The 24,673-nt window shown below is 67.1% G+C and carries 19 protein-coding genes; 8 read left to right on the forward strand and 11 right to left on the reverse strand.

Features of this window, described 5'->3' with window-relative positions:
* Positions 1 to 8: 8 nt before the first annotated feature.
* On the forward strand, positions 9 to 1,064 hold the full coding sequence (locus ABZ004_RS16845) for a 2-dehydropantoate 2-reductase (protein WP_355680772.1): 1,056 nt from the start codon (positions 9 to 11) through the stop codon (positions 1,062 to 1,064).
* 180 nt (positions 1,065 to 1,244) lie between these two features.
* Entirely contained in the window at positions 1,245 to 2,207 is a 963-nt protein-coding gene (locus ABZ004_RS16850) for a phosphotransferase (RefSeq protein ID WP_355680773.1), read from the forward strand.
* Positions 2,208 to 2,617: 410 nt separating this feature from the next.
* Here ABZ004_RS16850 and ABZ004_RS16855 read toward each other — a convergent pair whose 3' ends face one another.
* The 3 genes from ABZ004_RS16855 to idi all read right to left on the reverse strand — a co-directional run bounded on the left by ABZ004_RS16855 (position 2,618) and on the right by idi (position 6,681).
* A complete protein-coding gene (locus ABZ004_RS16855; RefSeq protein WP_355680774.1) occupies positions 2,618 to 4,603 on the reverse strand; it encodes a hypothetical protein in 1,986 nt (661 codons plus the stop codon).
* Positions 4,604 to 5,170: 567 nt separating this feature from the next.
* Positions 5,171 to 6,082 carry a GNAT family N-acetyltransferase gene (locus tag ABZ004_RS16860; RefSeq protein WP_355680775.1) on the reverse strand — a complete coding sequence of 304 codons (912 nt, stop codon included), beginning with the start codon at positions 6,080 to 6,082 and terminating at the stop codon, positions 5,171 to 5,173.
* An 11-nt stretch (positions 6,083 to 6,093) separates the two neighbouring features.
* Entirely contained in the window at positions 6,094 to 6,681 is a 588-nt protein-coding gene (gene idi, locus ABZ004_RS16865) for an isopentenyl-diphosphate Delta-isomerase (protein ID WP_355680905.1), read from the reverse strand.
* Between the two features lie 212 nt (positions 6,682 to 6,893).
* Here idi and tyrS point away from each other — a divergent pair, with 212 nt between their 5' ends.
* From tyrS to ABZ004_RS16880, 3 genes are read left to right on the forward strand one after another with little or no spacing between them, the layout of a single operon-like run.
* The gene (gene tyrS, locus ABZ004_RS16870) at positions 6,894 to 8,090 is read left to right on the forward strand and encodes a tyrosine--tRNA ligase (RefSeq protein WP_355680776.1); all 1,197 of its coding nucleotides are present in this window, start codon (positions 6,894 to 6,896) and stop codon (positions 8,088 to 8,090) included.
* A 40-nt stretch (positions 8,091 to 8,130) separates the two neighbouring features.
* Positions 8,131 to 9,333, forward strand: coding sequence for an aminoglycoside phosphotransferase family protein (locus ABZ004_RS16875; protein WP_355680777.1), 1,203 nt, complete (start codon positions 8,131 to 8,133; stop codon positions 9,331 to 9,333).
* Positions 9,334 to 9,346: 13 nt separating this feature from the next.
* Positions 9,347 to 10,174 (forward strand): NAD(P)H-binding protein, encoded by an 828-nt coding sequence (locus ABZ004_RS16880; protein ID WP_355680778.1) that lies wholly within the window; start codon positions 9,347 to 9,349, stop codon positions 10,172 to 10,174.
* Here the strand turns inward: ABZ004_RS16880 and ABZ004_RS16885 are convergent.
* Both ABZ004_RS16885 and ABZ004_RS16890 read right to left on the reverse strand, forming a co-directional pair.
* Entirely contained in the window at positions 10,161 to 10,694 is a 534-nt protein-coding gene (locus tag ABZ004_RS16885) for an isochorismatase family protein (protein WP_355680779.1), read from the reverse strand. The two genes, ABZ004_RS16880 and ABZ004_RS16885, sit on opposite strands and share 14 nt — an antisense overlap.
* Before the next feature lie 10 nt (positions 10,695 to 10,704).
* On the reverse strand, positions 10,705 to 15,459 hold the full coding sequence (locus ABZ004_RS16890; RefSeq protein ID WP_355680780.1) for a DUF2961 domain-containing protein: 4,755 nt from the start codon (positions 15,457 to 15,459) through the stop codon (positions 10,705 to 10,707).
* A 190-nt stretch (positions 15,460 to 15,649) separates the two neighbouring features.
* Here ABZ004_RS16890 and gndA point away from each other — a divergent pair, with 190 nt between their 5' ends.
* The 3 genes from gndA (at position 15,650) to ABZ004_RS16905 (ending at position 18,588) form a co-directional block, all read left to right on the forward strand.
* The gene (gene gndA, locus ABZ004_RS16895) at positions 15,650 to 17,095 is read left to right on the forward strand and encodes an NADP-dependent phosphogluconate dehydrogenase (protein ID WP_355680781.1); all 1,446 of its coding nucleotides are present in this window, start codon (positions 15,650 to 15,652) and stop codon (positions 17,093 to 17,095) included.
* A gap of 153 nt (positions 17,096 to 17,248) precedes the next feature.
* Positions 17,249 to 17,737: a DUF6319 family protein gene (locus ABZ004_RS16900; protein WP_355680782.1), complete on the forward strand. Its 489-nt coding sequence runs from the start codon at positions 17,249 to 17,251 to the stop codon at positions 17,735 to 17,737.
* A 290-nt stretch (positions 17,738 to 18,027) separates the two neighbouring features.
* Positions 18,028 to 18,588, forward strand: a complete 561-nt coding sequence (locus tag ABZ004_RS16905; protein WP_355680783.1) for a DUF6817 domain-containing protein — start codon at positions 18,028 to 18,030, stop codon at positions 18,586 to 18,588.
* Here the strand turns inward: ABZ004_RS16905 and ABZ004_RS16910 are convergent.
* From ABZ004_RS16910 to ABZ004_RS16935, 6 genes are all read right to left on the reverse strand, one after another.
* Entirely contained in the window at positions 18,585 to 19,049 is a 465-nt protein-coding gene (locus tag ABZ004_RS16910) for a hypothetical protein (protein ID WP_355680784.1), read from the reverse strand. The two genes, ABZ004_RS16905 and ABZ004_RS16910, sit on opposite strands and share 4 nt — an antisense overlap.
* Before the next feature lie 163 nt (positions 19,050 to 19,212).
* Positions 19,213 to 19,932, reverse strand: a complete 720-nt coding sequence (locus ABZ004_RS16915; RefSeq protein ID WP_355680785.1) for a PIG-L deacetylase family protein — start codon at positions 19,930 to 19,932, stop codon at positions 19,213 to 19,215.
* A gap of 81 nt (positions 19,933 to 20,013) precedes the next feature.
* A complete protein-coding gene (locus ABZ004_RS16920) occupies positions 20,014 to 21,315 on the reverse strand; it encodes a D-arabinono-1,4-lactone oxidase (RefSeq protein WP_355680786.1) in 1,302 nt (433 codons plus the stop codon).
* The gene (locus tag ABZ004_RS16925; protein ID WP_355680787.1) at positions 21,312 to 22,484 is read right to left on the reverse strand and encodes an amino acid deaminase/aldolase; all 1,173 of its coding nucleotides are present in this window, start codon (positions 22,482 to 22,484) and stop codon (positions 21,312 to 21,314) included. Before ABZ004_RS16925 ends, ABZ004_RS16920 begins: the two co-directional genes overlap by 4 nt.
* 66 nt (positions 22,485 to 22,550) lie before the next feature.
* On the reverse strand, positions 22,551 to 23,093 hold the full coding sequence (locus ABZ004_RS16930; RefSeq protein WP_355680788.1) for a hypothetical protein: 543 nt from the start codon (positions 23,091 to 23,093) through the stop codon (positions 22,551 to 22,553).
* 233 nt (positions 23,094 to 23,326) lie between these two features.
* Complete coding sequence (locus ABZ004_RS16935) at positions 23,327 to 24,652, reverse strand: M15 family metallopeptidase (protein ID WP_355680789.1); 1,326 nt, start codon at positions 24,650 to 24,652, stop codon at positions 23,327 to 23,329.
* Between the last annotated feature and the right edge of the window lie 21 nt (positions 24,653 to 24,673).

Here is a 24,673-nt window from a genome sequence, read left to right on the forward strand (position 1 = left end):
GTCTCCTGGTGACCGAGGTAGCGTCTGGTCACGGCGGACGAGTGGATCGGGAGGACGGCGTGGTGCGGATCGCGGTGTACGGGGCCGGCGGGATCGGTTGTTATCTGGGCGGACGGCTGGCGGCGACCGGTACGCCGGTGACGCTGGTCGGGCGGCAACGGATGGCCGACGAGGTCGCTGCGCATGGGCTGCACCTCACCGACTACCTGGGCGCCGATCTCCGGGTGCGGGACGTGCTGTTCGAGACTGGGCCTTCCGGGGTGGCGGACGCTCAGTTGGTGCTGGTGACGGTGAAGTCGGCGGCCACGGCGACGGCGGCTGACGAGCTGGCCGGAGTACTGAAGCCTGGTGCTGTCGTGGTGAGTTTCCAGAACGGCATCCGCAACGCTGACGTTCTGCGCGAGCGGTTGCGGGATCAGGTGGTGCTGTCCGGGATGGTCCCGTTCAACGTGCTGAATCGAGGTGGCGGCACGTTCCACCAGGGCACCTCGGGCGGGCTGGAGATCCAGGAGCACGCTGCGCTCACGCCGTACGTCGAAGCCTTCGCCAAGGCCGGCCTGCCACTGAAGCAGCATACCGATCTGCTGCCCGTGCAGTGGGCGAAACTCCTGCTCAACCTGAACAACCCGATCAACGCCCTGTCGGATCTCCCGTTACTCGACGAGCTCTCGCAACGCTCGTTCCGCCGTTGCCTGGCCGCTGCCCAATCCGAGACACTCACCCTCCTGGACGCGGCCGGCATCAAACCCGCCCAGCTGCTGGCGATCTCCCCGCGCCGCTTCCCCATGCTCCTCCGGCTCCCCGACTTCATCTACCAACGCGTTGCCGGCAAAGCCCTCGCCATCGATCCCCTCGCCCGCACCTCCATGTGGGAAGACCTCCAAGCCGGCCGCCCCACCGAAATCGACTACATCAACGGCGAGGTGGTCCGCCTGGCCGATTCCCTCAACCGCCCAGCCCCCATCAACGCCAAACTCGTAGCCCTCATCCACACCACCGAACACGGCCCCCACACCCCCTGGCCCGGCCCCGCCCTACTCCAAGAACTGACCCAAACCAGCTGACCAACGCCCCTTCCCGCGTTGACCGCCTTCTCTAACAGCTCGATGACGGGCGAGACCCATCCGTCAGATGCAGCAGGGTCATCCCCGGCGGACAAGGGCGTCGCGCGGACGGGCCTGAGAGTGGCTTCAATTCTCAGCAGTCATGCGAGGCACGCTCCTGCTTGTCGTAAACTCCGCAAGGTGTTTCCGCCGGGACTGTCGATGCTGTGGGAATCGACCGAGCCGCAGAGTGCCATGCAGCGTCGGTTCGGCCTTGACAGCTTCGACGGAGCGGTCAACTGGCTCACCAAGGGTCTCGCCCAGGCTTGGGCCGTCGAGGTGGAGGACTGCGAGCGGATCGTCATCAGCGGCGACAACGCCATCGCCTGGGTCTGCACCGATCAGGGAGCGTTGGTGGCGAAGTGGTCTCGAGCCCGGGACCAGTTCGTCAGGTTCACCGCAATCGCAGATTTGCTCGGGGGGCTTCACAAGCAAGGGGTGCTTGTTGCGCCGCCACTGACCTCGGTCGATGGTCAGCGTCGAGTGATCGTTGACTCCGGTTCATCGCCGCTGTCGATGACGGTGCAACCCCAGATAGATGGCGACCTGCTTGATATCACTGATGAGACTGCGGTCCGTCAGGCGGGTGCTTGCCTGGCGACCTTGCACGTCGCCTTGGGCATCCATAGGGACAGCCGGCTGATCGAGCCCGACCGCGGCCAGTCTTTGGACTTGTGCCAGCGGATTGAGACGTGGTTGGAGCTTGAGGACGTAGGGAGGGTGCCGGACGCGTCAGCAAGACTGCGCGACCAGATTGCGTCGCTGTCGCAGATCGATGCCGAGCCCCAGCTGATCCACAACGATTACCGGGCCTCCAACATCCTCACGGCCGGCTCGAAGATCCTTGCCGTCATCGACTTCGACGAGGTTGGCTGGGATTACTGCATCAGCGACCTCGCGAACGCATTCGTCTTGCTCGGCACCCGCTTCACCAAGTGGCAACCGACACCCGCAGGTGTTCGCGACACCCTTCTCGAGGGGTATCAGTCAGTGCGGCCACTGACCCACCTCGAACACCAATGGCTCCAAGCACTCGCGCTGTGGCGCGGCATCAGAGCTATCCCATCCGGTGACGACCCAGCCGGATGGGCAAACGCTGTGTGAGTTCGCTCCGCCCACGACACCTTCACTGAAGGCATCACCCGCGCCAGCCTGCCAGGGGTCGGCCGTCCGCGTCGTGGCGGCGAGGAGGTCGCCGTGGGCTGCTGCTTGTGCCGGCGAGTTGGATCGCCAGCGCGACCTCGATTCGCACTCCTCCAGCGAAGGTCGACCACGCCGGGCCCAGCGGTCCAGAAGTTAGAAGCACCTCGTATGGGAACGCCTGGTCCGCAGGCAGCCCGGTGCTGCGCAGACCGACCCACAACAGTCTGCGGAGCGTCGACAACACTCCAGATAACGACAACGCGCCACAGCCGCTACGCGCCATGGAGCCACGTCAGCTACATCAAAGACATCACTGCGAAGGGCTTAAGGGAACACCTTTCGACAGCCGGCATGTCTTGTGCAGCCGGTAGTCACCTACGTGCGGCATCGACCGAGATGGGTCTCGAGACGTCAGGGGATGGGGTGGGTGCCGTTGTGGTCGACGTGGAATTGGTAGCCGTGGGGGGTGGTCCATTCCAAGGTGTGCGGGTGATGCGGCGGACGTTCCAGGCGCCGTGGGTTTTGAGTCGGTGGTTGTAGCGGCGTAGTGGGTTGAGGTTGTCGGTGCGGGTTTGTGGTTCGGTGTTTGCGGGGTGGTAGGGCTGGATGTGGTCGAGGTCTGTGGTGGTGGTGGTTTCGGTGGTGCCGTAGGGGAATTGCTCAATGGGGTAGCGGAGGTTGATCTGGTCGCGGAGGCGGTCGGGGATTTCGTAGCTGTGGACGCTGATGGGGGTGTTGAGGTCGTTGACGGGGCGGACGACGATGCGGTGGTGGCCGAGGAGTTCTTCGAGTTGGTGGGTGTAGACGGGTCCGTAGCCTTCGATGCGGGCGATGCCTTGGCCGGTACGGAGGGTTTCGTCGGTGATGTGGATGGTGAGGACGGTTTGAAAGGTCCGGCGGCCGCGGTTGGCGGGGTCGCGTCGGATGGTTTCGAGTTTGCGGCGTAGTTCGAGGCGTGCGGCAGCGTCCATGCCCTCGGGGGCAGGGTTGTCGACCGGCGCGGGTGGTTCTCCCCGGCGGGGTGGTTCACCCGCGCGGGGTGGTTCCTCCGCGCGGCGTGCCTGGGCCTGGCTGGGAGGGTGGTGTGGGTTTGGTGTCGCCGGGAGGGCGACTGCTTGGTCGAGGGGGTGATCGGGGGTGTTGGGGGGTGGGGTGTTGGGGGGTGGGGTGTCGCGGTCGGCTTCAGCTTCCGCGCGGGGCTCGGTGAGATCGGACAGCGGTGCGGCGTCGGCGCGGGTGGCGTGGTGGGCGGCCGGCTCAACCGGAGCCGTGGTGGAGTCGAGTGGGTGGTGCGGTGCGTTCGGGGGTGGGGTGTCGCGGTCGGCCTCGTCGTTCGGGCCGGGCTCGGGGAACTGGTGCGGGCGGTTGAGGTAGTCCGGCCCGGGTTGGCTGGTGTGATGGGCCTGGCGGGTCTGGTCGGAGACGGTTCCGGTGGGGTTGGTACCGGGCGGATTGTGGCTGGCGCTTGCCGGTTCAGTGCTGGCGGGCGGTTCGGTGGTGGGGGCGGGTTCGGTGCTGGCGGGCGGTTCGGTGGTGGGGGCGGGTTGGCTGCTGGTGGGGGCTGGATCGGTGCTGGACGCGGGGTTGGTGGTGGGGAGGTGGTGGGTGGCGGTGAGGAGGTCTGTGGCTAGGTCGGGGTCGGCTAGGAGGGTGGCGGCTTTGGCTCGGCGGTGGTCGAGGGTGCTGGTGTCGCCGGTGGCGGCGAGGGCTTCGGCGAGTTGGGTGATGGTGGCGTTGAGGGACAAGATGCCGCCGGTGCAGGCCTTGATGAACAAGGTGGTGCTGCCGTGGTTGTCGGTGCGGCCGACCCAGACGCCGCGTTCCTTGGCTTCGGCTTCGGCTTTGGCGCGGGCGGCTTCGGGGTCGGCGTCCCAGATCGCGGTCTTTTTGATGGTGGCCAGTTGGGGGCCGGTGACGGTGTCGATGATGTCGGCGACGCGGTGGTCGACGATACTCGCGGCTTCCAGCGACAGCGTGACGCAGTCCTGGGCGAGCTGGCGGGCTTTCCAGGCGGTGGCGTGGCCGGTGAGGACGCGTTGCCAGGTGAGCGGGAACCGGGCGGGCAGCGCGACGCATTGGCCGAGGAAGCGGGCGGCGGAGAACGCGGAGACTCCGGTGACGGCGCCGTATTCGGCGGGGGCGAACTCGGCGATCCGAGGGCAGCCTTCGCCGCCGTAGACGTGGGCGCGTTCACCACCGGGCAGACCGGGGTTGTGGGTGGGGACCGGGTGGAGGGCGGCGTAGTGCTGGGCGAGGAGGATCTGGTCGAGTTCACATTGCCGCTGACGCGCGTGAGCGGCTTCGACCCGGGCGAGGGTCTCGGCGGCGTCGCAGTCAGCGAACTCGATGGGGAACATGTGTTCGACTATACGCTTCCGCAGTGCAGCGCAACAAACCAGGACCAGGGCAGTTTCGCCTTATCCACAAGGGAAAACATCACACCCGACCAGACCGCCAAAACGTGTAGTCATCTGAATCCGGCTAGACGCCAATGGTTGCCGGAGGCAACGTCAGCGAACAAGGGGCCGACGGACCTTGTCCGGCTGAACGATGTGCGGCCGCGAGATGCAGCCGATCAGTGGGGAGAACTGAGCGTCCGGTGCGGGTCGATGCCTTGTCTCACCGATGCCGGATGCCGCGATCACGGCGCCCGTGGGCGAGAGCGCGCGAGGGCGATGGCGATGGCGATGGCGATGGCGATGGCGATTGATGATCCGCACCTCTATCGGCCGGCACCTTTGTTGCTCGCGTGTGCCGCACGCCTGGGAGGAGCCTCAACGGTGCGCTTTCAGGTCGCCCGAGGACTGAGCTGGGGTGACAGGCCTCGCTCACCATCATTTGGGGCTCGCTCAGAAACTATTGACCGACTTGCCTTGCGTCGGGCGATGGCGACCTTTGCGCAGCGCGCGGTGGCCGTCAGGCACTCAGCCAGGTATCTCTTGTTTTGTTAGTGGCAGAGCGGCTCGGACGTCGATGCTGGTGATGCCGTAGGTGAAGCCGAGGTGTTCGTTGAGGGCTCGCATGGCGGTGTTGCCTTGCTGGGTCCAGGTGTAGATGTCGGTGATGCCGTGGTCGGCGGCCCAGGCCATGCTGGTGCGTTTGAGGGTGGCGGCGACCGACTTGCCGCGCCATTCGCGGCGTACGCCGGTGTAGGCGACCTCGGCGCGCTCGGGTTTGTCGGGGTCCGGGAGGAGGCCGGCTACGCCGATGGGCTGGTCGTCGGCGACGGCGACGAACATCGCCTCGGGGTCGGTGAGCCACTCGGTGGCCCAGTCGTGAGCGGAGACGTTCAGCAGGCTGGGGACGTCCATGTCGGGGAAGGTCGGGAGGGCGACCTGCTCGTAGGCGAGCGGCCAGAGTTCCGGGCGCTCGGCGACGGAGACCACCTGGTAACCGGTGGGTTGCGCCGGCCAGGGTTCGGTGCCGATCCTGCGGACCTGCTCGACCTGGCGGCTCACCTCGGCGAAACCGAACTTCTCGGCGAAGACCACCGAGCCGGCGTCGTCCACCGTGCAGCCGGTGCGATCGTAGCCCTGGGCAACGGCATGGTCGGCGAGCGCGAGCAGCAACGCCGTACCGACTCCCTGCCTACGCGCCTCCGGAACAACCCGCGGTACGACGGCGGCACGGCCGCTCTCGTTGGACTCGTCGGACAACCCGTGTCCGACGACGTTATGGTCGCGTTCGGCCAGCAGCATCAGCCGCCCGGGCTTGTCGAGATCGCGCAGCTCGGCGAGGCTCGGGCAACGTTCGTATGGCAGCACCGCGATCCGCACCTGCCGCCACTGCTCGTAGTCCGCATCGCTCACGGCCTCGCGGATCACCAGGTCGTTCATGTCCCTGCCCTTCAAACCTGTGCCGCAGGCGGCAGCAACTCCGGGTCAGCCACCGCCCACTCCCCCGGCACCTCACCGAGAAGCGACAGCTCCCGCACCTGCAACACGCACCAAGGCGAAAGCTCGGTCCGTACTGCGGCCTCGAGGCCAGCCTGTACGCCGGAACGCGGCCAGTCCACCCATTTGTACGCCGCGACCTCGGCCGGATCCGGCGTCGGATCACCCGTGCAGCTGACCCGGAACACCGGGCAGAGCTCGTTCTCCACCACCCCGTCGGGCATCTCGGCCCGGTACCGGAACCTCGGCAGCACCAGCTCGACCGCCGACGGGACCAGCCCGAGCTCGTCGGCAAGCCGTCGGCGTACGGCGTCCTCGATCGGCTCGCCCGGCAGCGGATGGCCGCAGCAACTGTTCGTCCAGACGCCCGGCCAGGTCTTCTTCGAATGCGCACGCTGCGTCAGCAACAACCGGCCCTGCGGGTCGAAGACGTAGCTGGAGAAGGCCAGGTGCAGCGGCGTCGCGGCATGGTGAACCGTCGCTTTGTCCTCGGTCCCGACCGCTCGCCCGGCCTCGTCGACCAGGATCACCTTCTCCGTCATCACCTGACCGAGCGTAGTCGAGCTGCGAGCTGTTAGCCTGGTCGCGTGATCAAGCGATTCGTGCGGTATCGACCGGCTCTGGGCAGAGCCGGTCTGCAGTAGTCCCCGAATCCACCCCAGAGCCTCCAAGGCAGGAACCACTCCGGTTCCTGCCTTTTCCGTTGCCGGAGGCACCTGGCTTGGGCTGCCTCCAACCGAGAGGAGCCCTCGAAATGCCAGAGACAGCAGACGTGCTCGACCGCCTACGCCGTACGACGGACAGCATCGTCGGCGAGGCCGACCTGCGCGAGCGACTCGCGTCCGGGCGGCCGTTGCGAATCAAGTACGGCGTCGACTGCACCGCCCCGTTCCTCCATCTGGGACACGCGGTGAACCTGTGGATGATGCGGCAACTGCAGGACCTCGGCCACCAGGTCGTCTTCCTGCTCGGCGATCTCACCACCCGGATCGGCGATCCCACCGGCCGGTCCGAGACCCGCCCGGTCCTCACCCCGGCCGAGATCGACGCGAACGCGGCGGCCTTCGTCGAACAGGTGGGTCTCGTACTACGAACTTCGCCCGACGTCTTCGAGATCCGCCGCAACTCGGAGTGGTTCGGCGCGATGGACACCGCGACCCTGCTCGGACTGTTCAGCCAGGTCACGCACGCCCAGCTGATGGCACGGGACATGTTCCGTACCCGCGTCGCCGAGGGCCGCGAGATCAGCTTGCACGAGCTGATCTACCCGGTGCTGCAGGGCTACGACAGCTTCGCGATCAACAGCGATCTCACCATCGTGGGCACCGACCAACTGTTCAACGAGCAGATGGGCCGGCACTTCCAGCAACGCCTGGGCGCACCACCGCAGGTGCTGATCACCAGCTCGATCACCCCGGGGCTGGACGGCGGCCCGAAGCAGTCGAAGTCGCTGAACAACTTCGTCAGCCTGACGGACACGTCGCGAGACAAGTTCGGCAAACTGATGAGCCTGCCCGACGAACTCGTCGAGGAGTGGGCCCGTGTCTACACCGAGCTTCCGCTGGACACGGTCGCCTCGCTGGGCGAAGCGGCCGTGCACGGTGGCCCGGCTGCGCGCGACGCCAAGCTCACGCTCGCCTCGGCGGTGGTGACCCGCTACCACGGGGCGAATACCGCCAAGGCCGAGCGTGCCGCCTTCATCGAGCAGTTCAGCCGACGCACTACTCCAGCCGACCTTCCCGAGGTGTCGGTGGAAACCGCGGCACCGACTGTGCTGGAGTTGTTGCAGGCGGCTCGTCCTGAGCTGAGCAATACCGAGCTCAGGCGGCTGATCGGCCAGGGCGCGGTCGCGGTCGACGGCAAGAAGGTGCACCGTCACGACGAGGTCATCGACCTCACCGAACCGCGCATTCTCCGTTCCGGTTCCCGTACCTTCCACCGCCTGGTGTAATCCAGTTGGCGGGACGGTCTGGGGTCTCCACACTGGCGGGGTGGACGAGACGAAGGTCGTGGATGCGCTGGTGAGCGTCGGAGGCCGGTACGCCGGGAGGTTGCCGAAGTTCGTGGCGGACCGGCCGTGGTGGGCCGAGATCGAGGCTGCGACGCGGCACCTGGACCAGGCGCTCGGCGTACGGGCTGTCATCCTGAGGCTCGTACATGCGGACGAGGCTGAGGTCGGGCGGGGTGGGCGGGCTGTCTATCACGTGCAGGCGGCGGGTGATCCGCGGACCGGGGTACTGGATCCGGCGCCGTTGGAGGAGTGGGAGTCGCTGGTCGCGTTCGATCCGTTGCGGGCGACCTGGGCTGAGGTGGACGGGCCGTACAAGCTGATCTCCTGGGCCGCGGGGATCCTCGGCTCGACTGACTGGACGCAGGTGAAGACGTGGAATCTCTCGTGTCTGATCCGGTTCGCCACTGACGACGGGGGTGCTTGGGCGAAGGCGACCAGTCGCTTCTGCAGTGTCGACGCGGACGTGATCGAGCAGGTTCGTGAGTACGATGCTCTGCTGGTTCCGGAGGTGCTCGGAGTCGACCTGGAGAACAGGTGGTCGCTGCTGCGACACGTGCCGGGCAACGACTGCTGGGAACCGGAGCTGGCGACGGTGACCGACGTGGTGAGCCGGTGGGTCGCAGTACAGGCAGCGATTGATCCCTCGTCGCTACGGACGCCGCGGATGCTTCCGGAGGACCTTGCTGGCGAGTTGGCAGGTCTGCTAGCTGGGCAGGTTGGTGAGCGGTTGACCCCGGATGAGGTGGTCGCGGCCCAGCGGCTGGTCGAAGAGCTGCCTGCGATCGTGGCACGGCTGGAGTCGGCCGGGCTGCCGAACACCTTGGTACATGGGGATTTCCACCCGGGCAACTGGCGCTCGGATGGGGTGAACGGACGGATCGTGGACTGGGCCGACAGCTACATCGGCCATCCAGCGACGGATATCGAGCGACTTCGCGGCTGGCTACCGGCCGAGAAGCAGGGGCACGCGGTAGAGACCTGGACTACGGCCTGGAAGCAGCACCTGCCGGGCTGCGACCCGTTGGCCGCCCTCGAACCGATCAAGGTGATCGCCCGACTCCTCGGTGCGGTGACCTACCAGCGCTTCCTCGACAACATCGAGACCAGCGAGCGGATCTACCACGAGGACGATCCCACCAGCGAGGTTCGCGCCGCGATCGCAGCGGCTGGCCTCATCGTCTGAAAGGCTGCCTGGTATGACGATTCTGGTAACGGGTGCGAGTGGGAACGCGGGCGGCGCGGTGGTCGCGGCCCTGGCGGCGGAAGGGCTTCCAGGGCGGGCGCTCGTTCGGAAAGAGGTCGAGCTGCCGGCCGGGATCGAGGCCGTGTACGGCGATCTCAATCAGGCGGACACGTTTTCTCTCGCGGGCGTGACCGGCATCTTCTTGCTGAGCGGCTACGACCGGGTCGAGGAGCTGCTCGCGAAGGCAGCCGGCGCCGGCGTACGGCGGATCGCCCTGCTGTCGAGCAGCTCGATTGCCGGGAAGTCCACGGACAACGCGGTCGCCGCGTATCACCTGGCTGCCGAGCGGGCCGTGATCGCCTCCGGGCTGGAGTGGACCTTCCTGCGACCGAACAGCTTCATGTCGAACACTCTTCGCTGGCGGGACCAGTTGCGGGCGGGCGATGTGGTCCGGGTCCAGTTCCCCGACGTACCGATCTCGACGATTCACCCGCTGGACATCGGGGAGGTCGCTGTCCGGGCGATGGCCGAGGACGGGCACGCGGGTACGGCGTACCGGCTGACCGGGCCGGTGGCGTTGAAGCCCGCGGAGCAGGTGGAGATTCTCGGGCAGGCGCTCGGGCGGAAGCTGGTGGCGCAGGAGCTGAGCCGGGAAGAGTCGCACCAGGAGCTGTTCGCGTCGATGCCCGCGCCTTATGCCGAGGCGATCGAAGGTTTCTTTGCCGACGGCAACGTTGACGAGACCTCGGTGACCGATGCGGTCGAAACGGTCACCGGGCATCCGCCACGGACCTTGCAGGAGTGGGTCCGGGAGAACGCCGCGCTGTTCACCGACGGCTGAGGGCGGCCACGTACTCCGTGCCGGTGCAGGTTTCGCCGAAGCGGGGGAAGACGTAGGAGACGGCGAATTCGTGGGCGTAGGCGTCGAGGCCGGTCATCGCGTCGGTGACGTAGATCGTGCGGTAGCCGTGCTCGTCCGCGACCCGGCCTGTGGACTCGACCCCGAAGTTGGTGGCGATACCACCGAGAACCACGGTCTCGATGCCGCGCGTCTGTAGTGCGTCGTCCAAGCCTGTCTGGTGAAAAGCACCGACCGTCCGCTTCACGATCTCCAGATCACCAGGCTGCGGATCGAGTTCGGGCGCGAACTCGCTGCCCGCGGGCTGGACGACGACGTTGGGCCGTTCGACCCGCACGTTGACGACCAGCCCACCGGCGGCGCGGGTCGCCTGGGCCAGCGCGACACAGCGTTCGAGCACCTCGTGACCGGACAACGGTGCCGTGTCCAGCGCGACGATGCGTGGCATCAGGTCGATCAGGATCAGCGCTGTACTCCGGGGGTCCAGGGTTGGTGTGGTCATGCCTCCGACACTAGTTGAGGTCTCCGGCGAGTTTGTCGGCCAGGGCGGTGTCCTTCTCGGTGGCGGAGAAGGCGAGACGCCAGGTGCCGCCGGGGTAGGTGCCTGGTGGGAGGGGGCGGCTACCTGGTTGCCAGAGAGGTTGCCAGGCGACGGTACCGGTCGGGGCGTCGTACCAGTGGTTGTCCTCTGCCCAGGCCGAGCCGTGTTTGTAGGCGGTGACGATGCTGAGGCCAGGGCCGGTGGCCATCGACCAGTCGGGGAAGCCGGGGATGTCGCCGTTGCGGTCGAAACCGCCGGGGTCGCCCTGGTTGGCGAGGGCCGAGTCCACGTTGAAGGAGACTTCCCAGACCGGAGCCGTAGTGGGGCCGGTGACTTTCCAGGTCAAGCTGGTGTCGAAGGTCGTCGTGCCGAAGTCGAAGGTCCAGTCGGCGGTGACTGGTTCGTCGCCGAAGGGCATGCTCAGTTTGAGGTGACCTGGCTGGCTTTCGACGGTCGCTGGGCCGGCTAGGTCTGTGTTGCCGAAGGTGCCCACGCCTAGGTAGGGCGTGGTGCCGCGGGATGAGTGATCGAGCGCAGGTCGATAATTTGCTTGGCCGGTGGGGTCTACGTCTAGTGCGGTCAGCACTGCCTTGGGAGCCGTCTGGATGGTGGCCCGGTAGTACTTGTTGCTGATCACATGACCCTTGGTGACTTGCAGGGCGTTGAAGTCGAGTGGAGCAAGGTAGAGACCACCCTTGCCCCAGCCCGCGCCGGTGACGAACCACTGGTCGCCGTCCTGCACCACCTCGGCCGCATGCGACTGGATGGTGCCGACCAGTTGGTCAAGGCTGAAGTGCAACGGGTCCTTGCTCTTGTAGACCTTGGTGGATTCATAGCCTCCGTCGCAGCAGACGAACAGGTACCAGTCCTTCCCCCGCTGCACCACGAACGGCGACTCGGTCGGCCCACCGAAGGTCCCGACCTCCGGGTGCTTGAAAGCCGTCTGCCGTGCGCTCCAGTGCTTGAGGTCCGTGCTGGTCCGGTAGGCGACGATGTGGTTCCCACCGCTCGGTTCCGAGTTGGCTGTGTAGTACATGACCCACTGGTTCCCAACCTTGTGCACCATCGGGTCGCGTCCGTCGAAGCCGTCCGTGAACAAGGGATTCGCCGTACTCCGGGTCCAGTGCACCAGATCGGTCGACGTCGCCAACTGCATCCGGTACGCCGTATGGTCGGGCGTCCCGCCTGCGTAGAACATGTAGTAGGTGCCCGCGTCGTACAGGACGTAGGGCGCCCAGATGTGACTCTCCCCCGCCGCCGGATCCGCAACCAATGCAGGCGGCTGCTTGGTCCATGGGCCGTTCGGTGACGGCGCAGTCGCGTGTCCGAAGCTCTTCTCGTCGAGCGGGTTCGCCGGTTCCGCGTGGGTGATCGCGTAGACATGCCATGTACCGGTCTTGCGGTCCTGCACCATCGTGTGGTCGTTGTAGTACCACGGGCTGGTCTCGCCCACACTCGGGTCGTAGACCTTCACGAACTTGCCTGCAGCAACGACCCGGTCCGTGTGGCTGTAGGGAACATCGCGCATCGTGTTGAGCTCCAGGTCGACGAAGTCCACGCCGGCCAGGTAGCCGATCGCCGCTGAGTTCTTGCCGGTCAGCGTGATGCTCAGCTGATGAGTGCCGGCCGTCAGCACTCGGGCATTGAGATCGACGTTCTGCGTGGTGACTCCGGTCGGGCTGTAGCCGTCGAAGGTGACCGGCGCTTTGCCGTCGATCGCCAACTCGGCGATGCCGTAGTCAGCGGCCTTGGTCAGAGAGGTTGACACCTTGTAGGTCCCCGCTGTCGGTACTGCGAACTGCAGGACCACCTTGTCGCCTGCCTTGCTCCCATGGATCCAGAGCTGGCTGCCGCCTGACCAGTTGACCCCACAGCAGTTGCCCTGCGGATCCACCGGCACAGTCGCTGACACGGCCGGCAGGAGCGACTCTGCTTCCAGCCTGATGGTGCTGCCAGAGGTGCCCTCTGCTTTGGCTGACTTGGCGCTCAGGTGCCCGACCAGGTCGACCGCCTCTACCCGGTAGATCCAGGTCTCCTCTAGACCGAGCCCCTTGTGCACATAGCCAGGGAGTGTGCTGCTGCCGATCAGCTTTTCTGCGCTGCCCTTCTTGGCTGCATAGATGTTGTACCGGGCGATACCGCTGTCGTCGGTGGAGTCGGACCAGCTCAGTGCGATCGCGTTGTCGGCGCGGCTCTTCGCGACCAGGTCCGCCGGGCGCGACGGGGGTTGGCGGTCGGCGTACGGGATGACGAGGGACTGTACGGCGTACGCGGCGGCGGTCCAGGCCGGTCCGGTTGGTCGTAGCTCGATGGTCAGCTCGGTGCGACCGAAGGTGAGCGCGGCCGGAAGCTGGTAGTTGTCGTCGAGCCAGCGCTGTTTCGCGTTGCCCAGTGGTTGCAACCAGGTCCCGGCGTCCTTGCCGTTGACGAGGACCTTGGCCGACTGCCCGGCGACGTTCTGGTCTCCTGTACGGCGTAACGTCACGCCTCCGTTGATCGGATCGACCTTCGCTGTGAACCGGATCGGCGCAGTGGTCGAGCGCACCTGGTCAGTGATTGCAGTGTCGTCGTGGTCGCCCTCATAGACGCTTGTGAGCTCTGCCTGTGTGCCGCTGTCGGTGTAGCCGTGCTGCTGGCGACTAGTAGCTGAACCGGTGTCGATCCGGTCCGTCTCCCGTGCGCCGAACTGCGCAGCGGAGTACAGGAAGGCAGTGGTGCCGTAGACGGCCGGGTGATCGTCCTGCTGGCCGTGCTCGATCCCGAAGGTGAGCTGGTTCTGGAAGCTGACCGCGTCGGTGATGTGCAGTCGGTACGCACTGTCGCACTCGTTCTTGCAATCACCTGCGGCCACCTCATGACCAGAGTTGCCGTGGAACGGTGTGGAGTAGGTGCCTTGGTTGAAGTACCAGCCGGACTCGAAGTAGTCCTCAGTACCCGTCCCATGGATCGCCGGAGTCCGCTCGCCATCGACGTACACGCGCTCGTCTCCTTCGAGATAGCCGCGGGTGTTGCCGTCCGGCTGCAGCCCCTCCATCGTCTGCGAGACACCGACGAACTTGCCCCGCCCTGTTGCCTCCGCGATCTTCCAGTCGCTGCCGAAGGTCGCCTCACCCCGCGTGGAGAGTGCAGTGAAGTAGCCGGACTTGCCTGTCACCAGGTCTAGACCTGCTTGCGTACTGCGAGCTGCAGTGACCTCCGATTGCCCCTCAAGCTTGTACTGCGTGGTGTTAACCAGGGTGACTGTGGCTCTTTCCAGGTAGGGCATTGGCCACCAGGCGGAGTACCAGCCGCTCGGGTCCATTGCGAAGAACAGCGAGCGCACCTCGTTCTCGCCGAGCCCGGAACCGAAGAACTCCCCGAGCGGGGCGTCCACCCGCTTCTTCCCGTCGACAGTGACCTGCACCCGTACTCCGGCCAGGAGCGCATCGGATGACTTCACCCTGGCCGCGTCGTCCGCAGTCGCGGCGTACGGCATCGAGTGCGAGCCGCTCCAGTTCTGGTTGGTGATCGAGTACGCGTGCGCCTGCTCGTCGGCCACGTGGTCGGGACCGACGTCGAGGGTGTCGGTGCGTTTGACCGTGGCACCGACGACCGAGTCGGCCCAGTAGGTGAACTCGTTGAAGTCGAGGTCCGAGGAGATGAACTCGTTGCGGATGACGAGCTGTGACTTGCCGGCGGTCAGCGCTGCGGGCAGCTCGACCGTCTGGTCGGCCCACTGCGCGCCCTTGGCGGGGAGCGGTGCCCATTCGCCGGCCGGCACGCCGTCGACGAAGATCTTCGCGCGCTGATTGCCGATCCGCAGATCCATCCGGCGGATCAGCTTCACGCCGGTGTTCCCGGGGTCGACCTTCATCGTGAACTGGCTGCCGCCGAGGAACGCGCGGCCGTCGTCGGCGAAGGTCTTCAGGTCGAGGCCGACGAGCTGCGGCAGCTTCAGTCTGAGGGCGCTGATCTCGCCCGGCCCGGCGTTGTCCGCGAGCGTGAGTTGCTTGCCGGGGGCAAGGTTCACGCCCTTCGCGGTAGTCGTCGCGCCACTGGCCTGGGGCTTCGGGTCCTGGGTGCCGGAGTGGTTCAGGAGCGCGATGACATCCTCGGCTTTGTCGGTCGGGTCGAACGTCGATATCCCGGTCGCATCTGGGAACTCGCGGTAGTCGACGTGGTAGAAGAGCGGGTTGTTCTGCACGGTGACGCGCATCGACTTCTGGTAGGGCATCGGGACGCGGAGATAGACGCCACCGGAGCTCTGCAGGGCGTTCGCGACCAGCGGGTAGACGAAGGGCGCGCCCAGTTTGCCGTCGACGACATCCTGCAGCTGCGCGTCGAGAACGGTCCGGCCGTCGACCTCGACGGTGATCTTGCCGGTCTTGCGGACGTCGCCCTCGTCGCGGGTGAACCAGATCGAGGCGATCTCGCCGGCGCCCTGCGCCTCGGCGATGACGCAGCCGGCGGCCGTCGTACGCAGGCAGGAGTAGGTGCCGTCGAAGCCGTCGTTGTTCGTGCCGTCCCGGCCGAAGCTGGAGAACTGCTTGGTCCGTACTCCGGTCTGCAGCTCGGGCAGCCGGTCGAGGTGCCGGTAGACGTCCCACCCCACCGGGCCGTTGCCCTTCGCGCCGGCGCCGGCCACCGCGTACGGCGTACCGGCGGCTGAGGCTGGCTGAAAAGCTGCAGCCGGGAGCACCAGCAGTGCGCCGACGAGCAGGGCGATGGAGCGCGTGAATCTGGTCATGGGCGGAGACCTCACGATGCTGGGAAATCGATTTCTCAGATGTCTACCATCGGAGCAGATCCCTGGCAATGCCTCGGCGGTGGAATGGCAAACGTGTTCCAGGAGTTGGCTACCCGGTAGACCGAGGGGTTGCCCGGGGCGACAGACTGGTCCCGCACGCAGCTTCCAGCACTCACTCGCAGGAGATTCGATGAGCTCTGAAAAAGCCCAGATCGCCGTCACCGGCCTCGCGGTGATGGGTCGCAACCTGGCCCGGAACCTGGCGCGCAACGGGTTCCGCGTCGCCGTCCACAACCGGTCGCAGGGCCGCACGGACGCGCTGATCGAGCAGTTCGGTCACGAGGGTGAGTTCACCGCGGCCGCCGACCTGCCGGCCCTGGTCGAGGCGCTGGAGCAGCCGCGGAAGATCATCATCATGGTCAAGGCCGGCGAGCCGACCGACGCGGTGATCGAGGAGCTGGTGCCGCTGCTGGACGAGGGCGACATCGTCGTCGACGCCGGCAACGCGCACTTCGCCGACACCCGGCGGCGCGAGGACGCACTGAAGGCCAAGGGCCTGCACTTCGTCGGCGCCGGCGTCTCCGGCGGCGAGGAGGGCGCACTGAACGGACCGAGCATCATGCCGGGCGGATCGACCTTCGCGTACGCCGCCCTGGAGCCGATGCTCACCAAGATCTCCGCGCACGTCGGCGGCGAGGCGTGCTGCGTGCACGTCGGGCCGGACGGTGCCGGGCACTTCGTGAAGATGCTGCACAACGGCATCGAGTACGCCGACATGCAGCTGATCGCCGAGGCGTACGACCTGCTGCGGCATGTGCTCGGACTCAGCGCGACCGAGATCGCCGACGTGTTCCGCGAGTGGAACTCCGGCGACCTGGAGTCCTTCCTGATCGAGATCACCGCCGAGGTGCTCAGCCAGGTCGACGAGTCGACCGGGCAGCCGTTCGTGGATGTCGTGCTCGACCAGGCGGAGCAGAAGGGCACCGGCCGCTGGACCGTGCAGGTCGCCCTGGACCTCGGGATCCCGGTCAGCGGCATGGCCGAGGCAGTGTTCGCCCGCTCGCTTTCAGGCGATGTCGTACGCCGGCAGGCCGCGGCTGGTGCGCTCGCCGGACCGTCCGCCTCGGACGCGAAGCTCGACGTCGACCGGGCAGCGTTCATCGACGACGTGCGGCACGCGCTGTACTCGTCGAAGCTGGTCGCGTACGCGCAGGGCTTCGACGCGATCCGGGCGGCTTCGGACCAGTACGGCTGGGACATCGACCTGGGCGCGATGGCGACAATCTGGCGTGGCGGGTGCATCATCCGGGCACGCTTCCTGGACCGGATCAAGGAGGCGTATGACCGGGACGCGGCACTGCCGTCGCTGCTGGTCGACGACTACTTCAAGGACGCCGTCGTGAGCGGACAGGACGCTTGGCGTCGCGTCGTCGCAGCCGCTGCTACGGCGGGGGTTCCGGCACCTGGGTTCTCGGCTGCGCTCTCGTACTACGACGGGCTGCGGGCTGAACGGCTGCCGGCGGCATTGATCCAGGGACTGCGGGACCTCTTCGGAGCGCACACGTACCACCGGGTCGACCGCGAGGGCGCGTTCCACCTGGACTGGTCCGGGGACCGCACGGAGCAGTCGGCCTGAACTGAACGGCTGCTCGGCCTGGGCTGAACCGCCCGGGCCGAGTGGTTGCGGCGTGGCGTTTGACATCCACGGTCGAACGTGTGTTCTAATGTTCTCTCAGCGCTAAGCCCGCCCCGGCGGGTTCCATTGTGACTCAGGGAGATCGCCGCAACGATGACTGTAGACACTTTTGCAGGAGAAGCTCAGACCGACGTCGTCGACACTCCCGACGAGGTGATTGAAGCACCGGCCGAGACAGCTGAAGTTGTCACGTCGGCCGCCGACGCCGCCGCGCCGGAAGACTCGGCCGAGTCGGGTGAGCCGGTCGAGCCTGCCGCGCCGGTGGCCGAGAAGCCGAAGAAGGCACCGGCGAAGAAGGCCGCAGCGAAGAAGACCAAGACCCTCGAGCTGACGCTGACCGTCACCGGCACCGCCGACGGCGAGTGGAAGGCCGAGCTCAAGCAGGGCAACAGCTACATCGCGAAGAACCTGCTGGTCGCTGCCGCGGCCGTCTCGCGTGCGGCCAAGGAGCTGCACGAGGACCTGTCCGGCCCGATCGACGAGGTCATCGACGCCGCCCGCGAGCAGCAGGCCGCCAAGGTCGCCGCCCTCGAAGCCGAGCTGGAAGCAGCCCGCAAGGCCCTCGCCGAACTCGACGACTGACAGTTCTTCCTCTACCCACTCCTTGAGCTCTCACCCGGCGGCGGAACCGGCCGGACTGTGTGCGCTCGTGGGTTTCCTGAGGTCGGTGCTCGAGGCGTCCAGCACCAGTGGCCTTGGGAGAGGTAAATGAGGAGGTGCCGGATCGGTGGCCTACGGGTGCCCAACGGGTTCCGTAGTGTGACCGATCCGGCACGCCGCATCGCTGGGCGGTAACACCTGCAAGGCCGTACCTTGGGTGCCTGGGCCGGTCCAGTCAGGGCCCTGACCACTCCGAAGCCAGAAGGGGTCAGATGAGCACCTTCGAAGACCTGGGATCGATGCTGCTGGTCCGCGGCGCGGACGAGCTGGACCACGCGGGCGGCACGTTGTACGTGCACCTGCACCGGGTGGCGAAGCGGCTCCGCTCGCTCGGCGCCTCCGAGACCCTGGTGATCGCGGGGCTCGCGCACGCGGCGTACGGGACGGACGGATTCCCGACCCATCTGTTCGACTGGCAGACCGAGCGCCCGGTGCTCGACGCAGTCATCGGACCCGAGGCGGAGCTGCTGGTGTACCGCTACGGCTCCTGCGACCGCGACTCGAGCTGGCGGGATCTGGCCGAGCACCACACGGTCACGGATCGCTTCACCGGTACCTCGGAAGAGCTGAACGGTGAGGAGCTCCGCGAGTTCGTCGACCTCACGATCGTCAACGAACTCGACGTCCTCGACCACGCCCCCAAACTGGCCCCGAAGCTCCGCCCCTTCCTGCAGGAACAAATCCCCCGCTGGCAGTCCCTGGCCTCCCCCGCAGTCTTGGCCGACGCCCACCAAGCCCTAGAACTCAACCCCGCCACCGAAGGCGTCAGCTAGCCGCGGTGGAAGTCGTGCATGGCGCCTAGCATCAGGCTGAGGAAAGCTGCGCCTAGGCCGCCGGCGGCGCAGACCCAGAGGGGGACGTCGGTGATGATGGCGGTGGCTGCGAAGGCGAGGGGGCCCAGGTAGGCGCCGTCGAGGCGACGGTGGGTGCGGATCCAGCGGAGGATCGCGGGGATCGGCATGCCGACCGGGGCGAGCAGGGCGAAGGCGATCAAGCCGACCAAGAGGCCGCGCTGGCTGAATACCAGGGCTGAGATCAGCAGCCAGCAGAGTGGACCGAAGGCCAGTAACCACCACGGTGGCTGCCACGCGTCCGCCGCCTCGACTTCCATCGCAGCTTGCTTCCTGGCCGCCCAGTGAGCTGTCCGCGACCAGTCGGTGCGGTCGGCGCGCCCCGACCACTCCGGCAGGGCGCGGAGCAGGTGCGCCGAGGAACCGGTGTCCTCTGTCCCCATCACCCCTCCGATCCTGGAACCTGATCGCTGCGCTGTCACGTATCTAGGAGTCTGCCAGGCCCACAGGTCGCGCCCAAAGAACAGCAAGTGGACATCGCATGATCTGGAGGTGGCCCATGCCGCCCGTTCTCACTGGTTGATACGTAGCCACGCCCAGGGCGGTTCAAACGGTGAAGACCTCGAAGGGTGCCGCGAACGTCGTTCCCAGCCGCGACCCGGTAGCGCGGGAGATGCCTTCGAGGAACTCACGCGCGTCGAAGTGCGGCCAGTTGAGACCGTCGATGTACGCCTTGTGCGCCTTCAGCGAGTCGACGCCGAGCTCGAAGGTGTCGGTGGTGTCGATCGCATGCCTGCCGGTCGGTGAACCACACGCCCAGACCTGCTGCACGCTCCAGCGCTCCCCATCCTCGGGGAAGATCCACCGGTTGGCCGCGTCCCGGGCGGCATCCAGCGTCGCGCGACCGGTGTTGATGTGGTCGGCCATGTTCAGCATGACGTCGCCGTCCCAGGTGTCGCGGAAGTTGTTGGTGATCACGATCTCCGGCCGGTGCCGGCGGATGGCTCCGGCGATCAGGCGGCGCAGCGGTACGCCGTACTCGATGGTGCCGTCGGGCTGGCCGAGGAACTCGACCGTGTCGACGCCGACGATCCGGGCGCTCTCGATCTGCTCGGCCTCCCGCAGCGGGCCGCACTCGGCCGGCGCGATGCCGTCGATCCCCGCCTCACCCGAGGTAAGCAGGCAGTAGGCGATCTCCTTGCCCTGGGCGGTCCAGCGGGCGATCGCCGCGGCGGCGCCGAACTCCAGGTCGTCGGGGTGAGCGACGACGGCGAGCGCCTTCGTCCAGTCCTCGGTCAGCGGCTCGAACGGTTCCGGTGCAGTCATGCGACGAACGGTAATGCCACTGCGTGCCGCGGCGGAACAGTGTTTCCCTATCGGGCTGTGCTTCTGAGTGCCCAGGAAAGGCTACGAACCGAAAACCTGGCGGCTGTACGGATTACTGAACGTGCGCTGCGGGTCGAGCCGGTCCCGGACCGCGAGGAAATCGTCGAAGCGCGGGTAGCGCTCGCGGAACTGGTCGGCGCCGAGCGTGTGCAGCTTGCCCCAGTGCGGCCGTCCGCCGAAGGCGCCGGCGATCTGCTCGAACGCGTCGAAGTACCGGCCATGATCCAGCCGGTGGTATTGATGGATCGCGACGTACGCCGTGTCGCGCCCGTACGCGGTCGACAACCAGATGTCGTCCGCCGCCGCGACCCGGACCTCGATCGGGAACGGGAACCGCTCGCCGGACCGGTCGATCCAGGCGCGCAGCTGCTGGATCACCTCGACGACATGCTTCCGCGGTACGGCGTACTCCGACTCGCGGAACACCACGTTCCGCTCGGAACAGAACACCTTGTACGACGCGTCGACGTACTCGCGGGCCGACAACGCGCGGGAGGCGAACTGGTTGATCCGCGGCACCAGCCCGGGTCGCCGGACCGCGAGCCGGTTGGTGAGTTCGAAGACCCGGTTGGACAGCAGCTCGTCGTCGATCCAGCCGCGCACCCGGCTGACCGGGGACGGGCCGACGCCGGCCGCGACCCGGTTGTTGCGCTTGGTCAGCGCCAGGTCGGTGTGCGGGAACCAGTAGAACTCGAAGTGATCGTTGCCATCGGCAAATTCATCGAAGCCGCCGAGCACGTCGCCGAGCGGCAGCGGCATCTCCTGGGCCCGAAGCAGGAACGCGGGCACGGTCTGCAGGGTCAGCGAGGTGATCACGCCGAGCGCGCCGACCGAGATCCGCGCGGCGGCGAAGACGTCCGGGTTCTCCTCAGCGGAGCAGTGCAGGACGGAGCCGTCCGCGGTGACCAGTTCGAGGCCGACGATCTGGGTGGCGAGTCCGCCGAGCTTGGCGCCGGTGCCGTGGGTGCCGGTGGAGATCGCGCCGGAAATCGTCTGCTTGTCGATGTCGCCGAGGTTCGCCATCGCCAGGTCGAAGGACGCCAGTCCCGCGTTCAGCTTCGCCAGCCCGGTCCCGGCGCCGAGCGTGACCCGGCCGGACTCGCGGTCGGCGGTGGTGATCGAGGCGAGCCCGTCGAGCCGGATCATCACCTGCTCCGGCACCGAGCATCCCGTGAACGAGTGGCCCGAGCCGACCGCCTTGAGCTTCTTGCCCTGCTTGGCGGCCGTCTTCACCGCGGCGGCGGTCTCATCGGTGGAGGCCGGCCGCAGCACCTCCACGCCGGTCGCCGTCTCGGTGCCGGACCAGTTGCGCCAGGTGCTCATCCGAAGTTCTTCCCCTCGCCCCGATACGTCACGAGCTCGGTCAGCCCGGATCCGTCGATCGCGTACAGCCGGTCGAATCGTTCCAGCATCTCGCCGGCCTTGGCGTACCGCATCCAGACCCGGTCGCCGATCCGCAGGCCACGCGCCGATTCTCCCTGAACGGGGGTTTGCACCTCCCCCGCACCCTCGGTGCCGAGCAGGCCGAGCCCGGCCGGCCAGGTCGGCGACGGCTGCCGGGACTTCTTCGCCGGGCCGGACGCGATGTAGCCGCCGCCGAAAAGGGTGGCGATCCGCGGCGTCGGCCGACGGACCACACCGAGCGCATAGGCGACGGCGTGTTCGGGCTGGAAGACGTCGTACTTGTCGAAGAGCGTGGGCCCGTAGAGGCCGGAGCCGGCGGTCACCTCGGTGACTGACGGGTCAGCACTGCTCACCTCGAGACTGCCGGTACCGCCGCTGTTCACCAGTCGTAACGCAGCGATCTGCTTGACCGCGTCGACGACCAGGCCGCGCCGCTCGGACAGCTCGGCCGCGGACCGGCGCTTGACCCAGCGCACGGCCGGTGAGGTGTCCGGAAGACCGGCGATCTGCGCCTCGTAGAACATCACGCCGACCAGCTCGAACGCGTCATCCGCGACCACGGTCTCCGCCAGCGCGAGCACCTGCGACGGCGTACGCAACGGAGACCGCCGTACGCCGAGATGCTGGCCGAAGATCCGCAGGGAGGCATCGACATCCAGGCAGACCTGGATCCGCTCGCCCCCACCGGTGGCGGCCTTGATACCAGTTATCTCTTTGATGAAGGCGAGGTGCTGGACGTCGTCGATCATCAACGTGATCCGCGCGGCCGCCTCGGCGTCGCCGGCCAGCTCGCGCAGCGCGGCCCGGTGCACGGTCGGGTAGCCCATCAGGATGTCGTCCACCCCGTTGCGCGCCAGCCAGAGCGCCTCGGGCAGCGAGTACGCCATCACGCCGTGGAACCCAGGCCGCTGGAGCGCCTCGGTGATCAGCGCCCGGCAGCGCACCGACTTGGAGGCGATCCGGATCGGCGTACCGGAGGCGCGGCGGACCAGATCGTCGGCGTTCCGGCGGAAAGCGGCCAGGTCGACCACCGCGTACGGCGGCTCGAGGTCCGCCGTGAGTCGCCCATAACTGTCGAAGTCGCCCATGTCAGGAGTTTACGACCAGCGAATACTGAAAGGTAGTACATCTTTCAGTCCGGATTCATCACGGTTTCAGCGTGAATCGATCACGGCCTCCAGCTCCGGGGCCGCCGAATGCGTCCAGCCGACCTCGGCATCGGGGTTCGCGGACTGCTCAGCCAACAAGGCAACAGTAGATCCGCGCACCACAGAAACCTCGACATAAGCCTCAGCTGCGGCATAGCGGCGTACTGCGCCAGCGCTAGTACCCGCTGACCACAAGGACTGTACGGCGAGGCCGCCGCTGTCTCCGCATCCCTTCATCCGAGCCTGGTAGCCGGTGAAGTACGCCGTTGCCTTCGCGTCATCAGTGAAGCGCAGCAGCAGCGCGTTGGCAGGTAGCCCGGCACCAGTCCGGTAGGAGCCCTGCAGCGCATGCAGCGGAACGGGCAGCGAGCCCTTGGGGGCTGGGTTCGCACAGCCGATGGGAAGTGCCTCGTACGCCGCCTGGTGCGCATCACGTCGCCGGGTCCAGGTGTCGTTGCCCAGGAAGCCCTGCTCGGCGCCTCCAGGATCGGTGTAGGTCTTCCAGCCCTGACCGAGCTTCTCCGGAGCAGGCAGGTTCTGCGCGGTCACTGGTCCTGCCGAGGCAGGCGGCGGAGCTGTAGCTTGCTCCGGCAATTGCGGCGGCTTTGCGGCATCCGTCGGCTTCACTGTGCTGACAGTGATGGACGGAACCGGCACCGTGCCACCGATCGTGCTGGGGATCGGCGTGGTCGGCGGTGGCGGCTCTCCCGAAGCGGTGCTGTTACTGCAGCCAACGCACGCCACGAGCAGCGCCAGCACAGCTACGGGAGTTAGTGCGGCCTTCACTTCGGCTCGAAGTGCTGGTAGTCGGGCTTGGCCCAGTTGGCTCCCCAGAAGTAGCCCTGCCCGACTAGTGCCTTCGTAGCGACGCTGCCGGAGTACAGCATGCCCGGGCGGGAGACGCTGCGGTTGCGGTAGCTGAGGCCGTTCGACGGGTACCAGACGCCGTTTGCCGCGAGGTACGGATTCTCGACGGTGTTGATGTCGATGGCGTAGCCGTAGGAGTGCGGTGAGAGCGAGTAGGGATCGCCGGTCACCTGGCGGCAGTTGAAGACCGAGGTGTTGTCGGCGGCCATCGAGGTGACGTCATTTCCGCCGAAGACGTCGACGCGCTGCATCCGCCGGATCGGGAAGTGCGAGTTGAAGGTGGCGGTCCAGGCGGTGATCATCTTCTGCACGGCCGCGTCCCGGACGATCATCTCGCCGTGGTGGACGAGTCCGTCGAAGCCCCAGTAGTTCACCACCAGCAGGCGCAGCGAGGCCGGGCCGACCGGGCAGCCGGCCCGATAGGTCTTCGGGATCATCGTCGCACCGACCGCGTAGACCTTCGGGTTCAGCGCGGCCCTGATCACGTAGCGGGCCGTCGCCGACACCTCGACCGCGGCGGCCGGGACGCCCCGGCTGACCACGCGCACCGTCCGGGTGTGCGGGAAGTTGTCCGGGATCTTCAACCGGAAGTTGCCCTTGGCATCAATTTTGACGCTGGTCAGCCAGCGCCACTTGCCGCTGCCGATCGGGTCCTGCAGGACCACCTCGAGACCGGGCTCGGCCGGGGTGATGTGACCGGTCGCGGCGACCCCGCCGAGCGTCACGTAGGACGCTGCCGGGGTGTCGATCACGATCCTGCGGTCCTGGGCGGTTCCGATCACGGCCGGTGAGATGGCCGGTGCTCCGTAGAACGCGGGACCGATCGCGACCCGGAAGGTGGTGTGGATCGCGTTCGGCGAGGTGTAGGTCAGCTTGTAGGCGCCGCCCGTGGTCGACTTCGTGTTGCCGCGCAGGGTCCAGCCGCTCGGGAGTGCCTGCCAGAGCGTGATGTACCAGCCGACGGCACCGTTGTTCAGCTTGCCGGTGAAGGTCAGCGGCCGGTCCTCCCAGGACGTGGCCGGCTGGTCCAGCGAAATCGCCAGCGGCTCGGCGGCCGTAGTACGGGCCGGTGTCGATGGCGCTGGTGTCGATGGCGCTGGTGTCGATGGCGCTGGTGTCGATGGCGCTGGTGTGGATGGTGCCGGTGTCGATGGGTCGGGATCGGCGTACGCCCCGTCAGGCAGCAGTCCGATCAGTAGTGCTCCCGCCAGCACAGCGGTCCCCACAGCACGCAGGTTCATGGCCGTCCTCCCCCTCAGAAG

Origin of the sequence: Kribbella sp. NPDC006257, assembly GCF_040613535.1 — a bacterium.
Classification (GTDB): Bacteria; Actinomycetota; Actinomycetes; order Propionibacteriales; family Kribbellaceae; genus Kribbella.

Excerpts from the sequence above, each read along its gene's own strand:
- ABZ004_RS16855 (WP_355680774.1), bottom strand. The coding sequence starts at position 4,603 with ATGTTCCCCATCGAGTTCGCTGACTGCGACGCCGCCGAGACCCTCGCC.
- ABZ004_RS16860 (WP_355680775.1), bottom strand. The coding sequence starts at position 6,082 with ATGAACGACCTGGTGATCCGCGAGGCCGTGAGCGATGCGGACTACGAG.
- idi (WP_355680905.1), bottom strand. The coding sequence starts at position 6,681 with ATGACGGAGAAGGTGATCCTGGTCGACGAGGCCGGGCGAGCGGTCGGG.
- tyrS (WP_355680776.1), top strand. The coding sequence starts at position 6,894 with ATGCCAGAGACAGCAGACGTGCTCGACCGCCTACGCCGTACGACGGAC.
- ABZ004_RS16880 (WP_355680778.1), top strand. The coding sequence starts at position 9,347 with ATGACGATTCTGGTAACGGGTGCGAGTGGGAACGCGGGCGGCGCGGTG.
- ABZ004_RS16885 (WP_355680779.1), bottom strand. The coding sequence starts at position 10,694 with ATGACCACACCAACCCTGGACCCCCGGAGTACAGCGCTGATCCTGATC.
- ABZ004_RS16890 (WP_355680780.1), bottom strand. The coding sequence starts at position 15,459 with ATGACCAGATTCACGCGCTCCATCGCCCTGCTCGTCGGCGCACTGCTG.
- gndA (WP_355680781.1), top strand. The coding sequence starts at position 15,650 with ATGAGCTCTGAAAAAGCCCAGATCGCCGTCACCGGCCTCGCGGTGATG.
- ABZ004_RS16900 (WP_355680782.1), top strand. The coding sequence starts at position 17,249 with ATGACTGTAGACACTTTTGCAGGAGAAGCTCAGACCGACGTCGTCGAC.
- ABZ004_RS16905 (WP_355680783.1), top strand. The coding sequence starts at position 18,028 with ATGAGCACCTTCGAAGACCTGGGATCGATGCTGCTGGTCCGCGGCGCG.
- ABZ004_RS16910 (WP_355680784.1), bottom strand. The coding sequence starts at position 19,049 with ATGGGGACAGAGGACACCGGTTCCTCGGCGCACCTGCTCCGCGCCCTG.
- ABZ004_RS16915 (WP_355680785.1), bottom strand. The coding sequence starts at position 19,932 with ATGACTGCACCGGAACCGTTCGAGCCGCTGACCGAGGACTGGACGAAG.
- ABZ004_RS16920 (WP_355680786.1), bottom strand. The coding sequence starts at position 21,315 with ATGAGCACCTGGCGCAACTGGTCCGGCACCGAGACGGCGACCGGCGTG.
- ABZ004_RS16925 (WP_355680787.1), bottom strand. The coding sequence starts at position 22,484 with ATGGGCGACTTCGACAGTTATGGGCGACTCACGGCGGACCTCGAGCCG.
- ABZ004_RS16935 (WP_355680789.1), bottom strand. The coding sequence starts at position 24,652 with ATGAACCTGCGTGCTGTGGGGACCGCTGTGCTGGCGGGAGCACTACTG.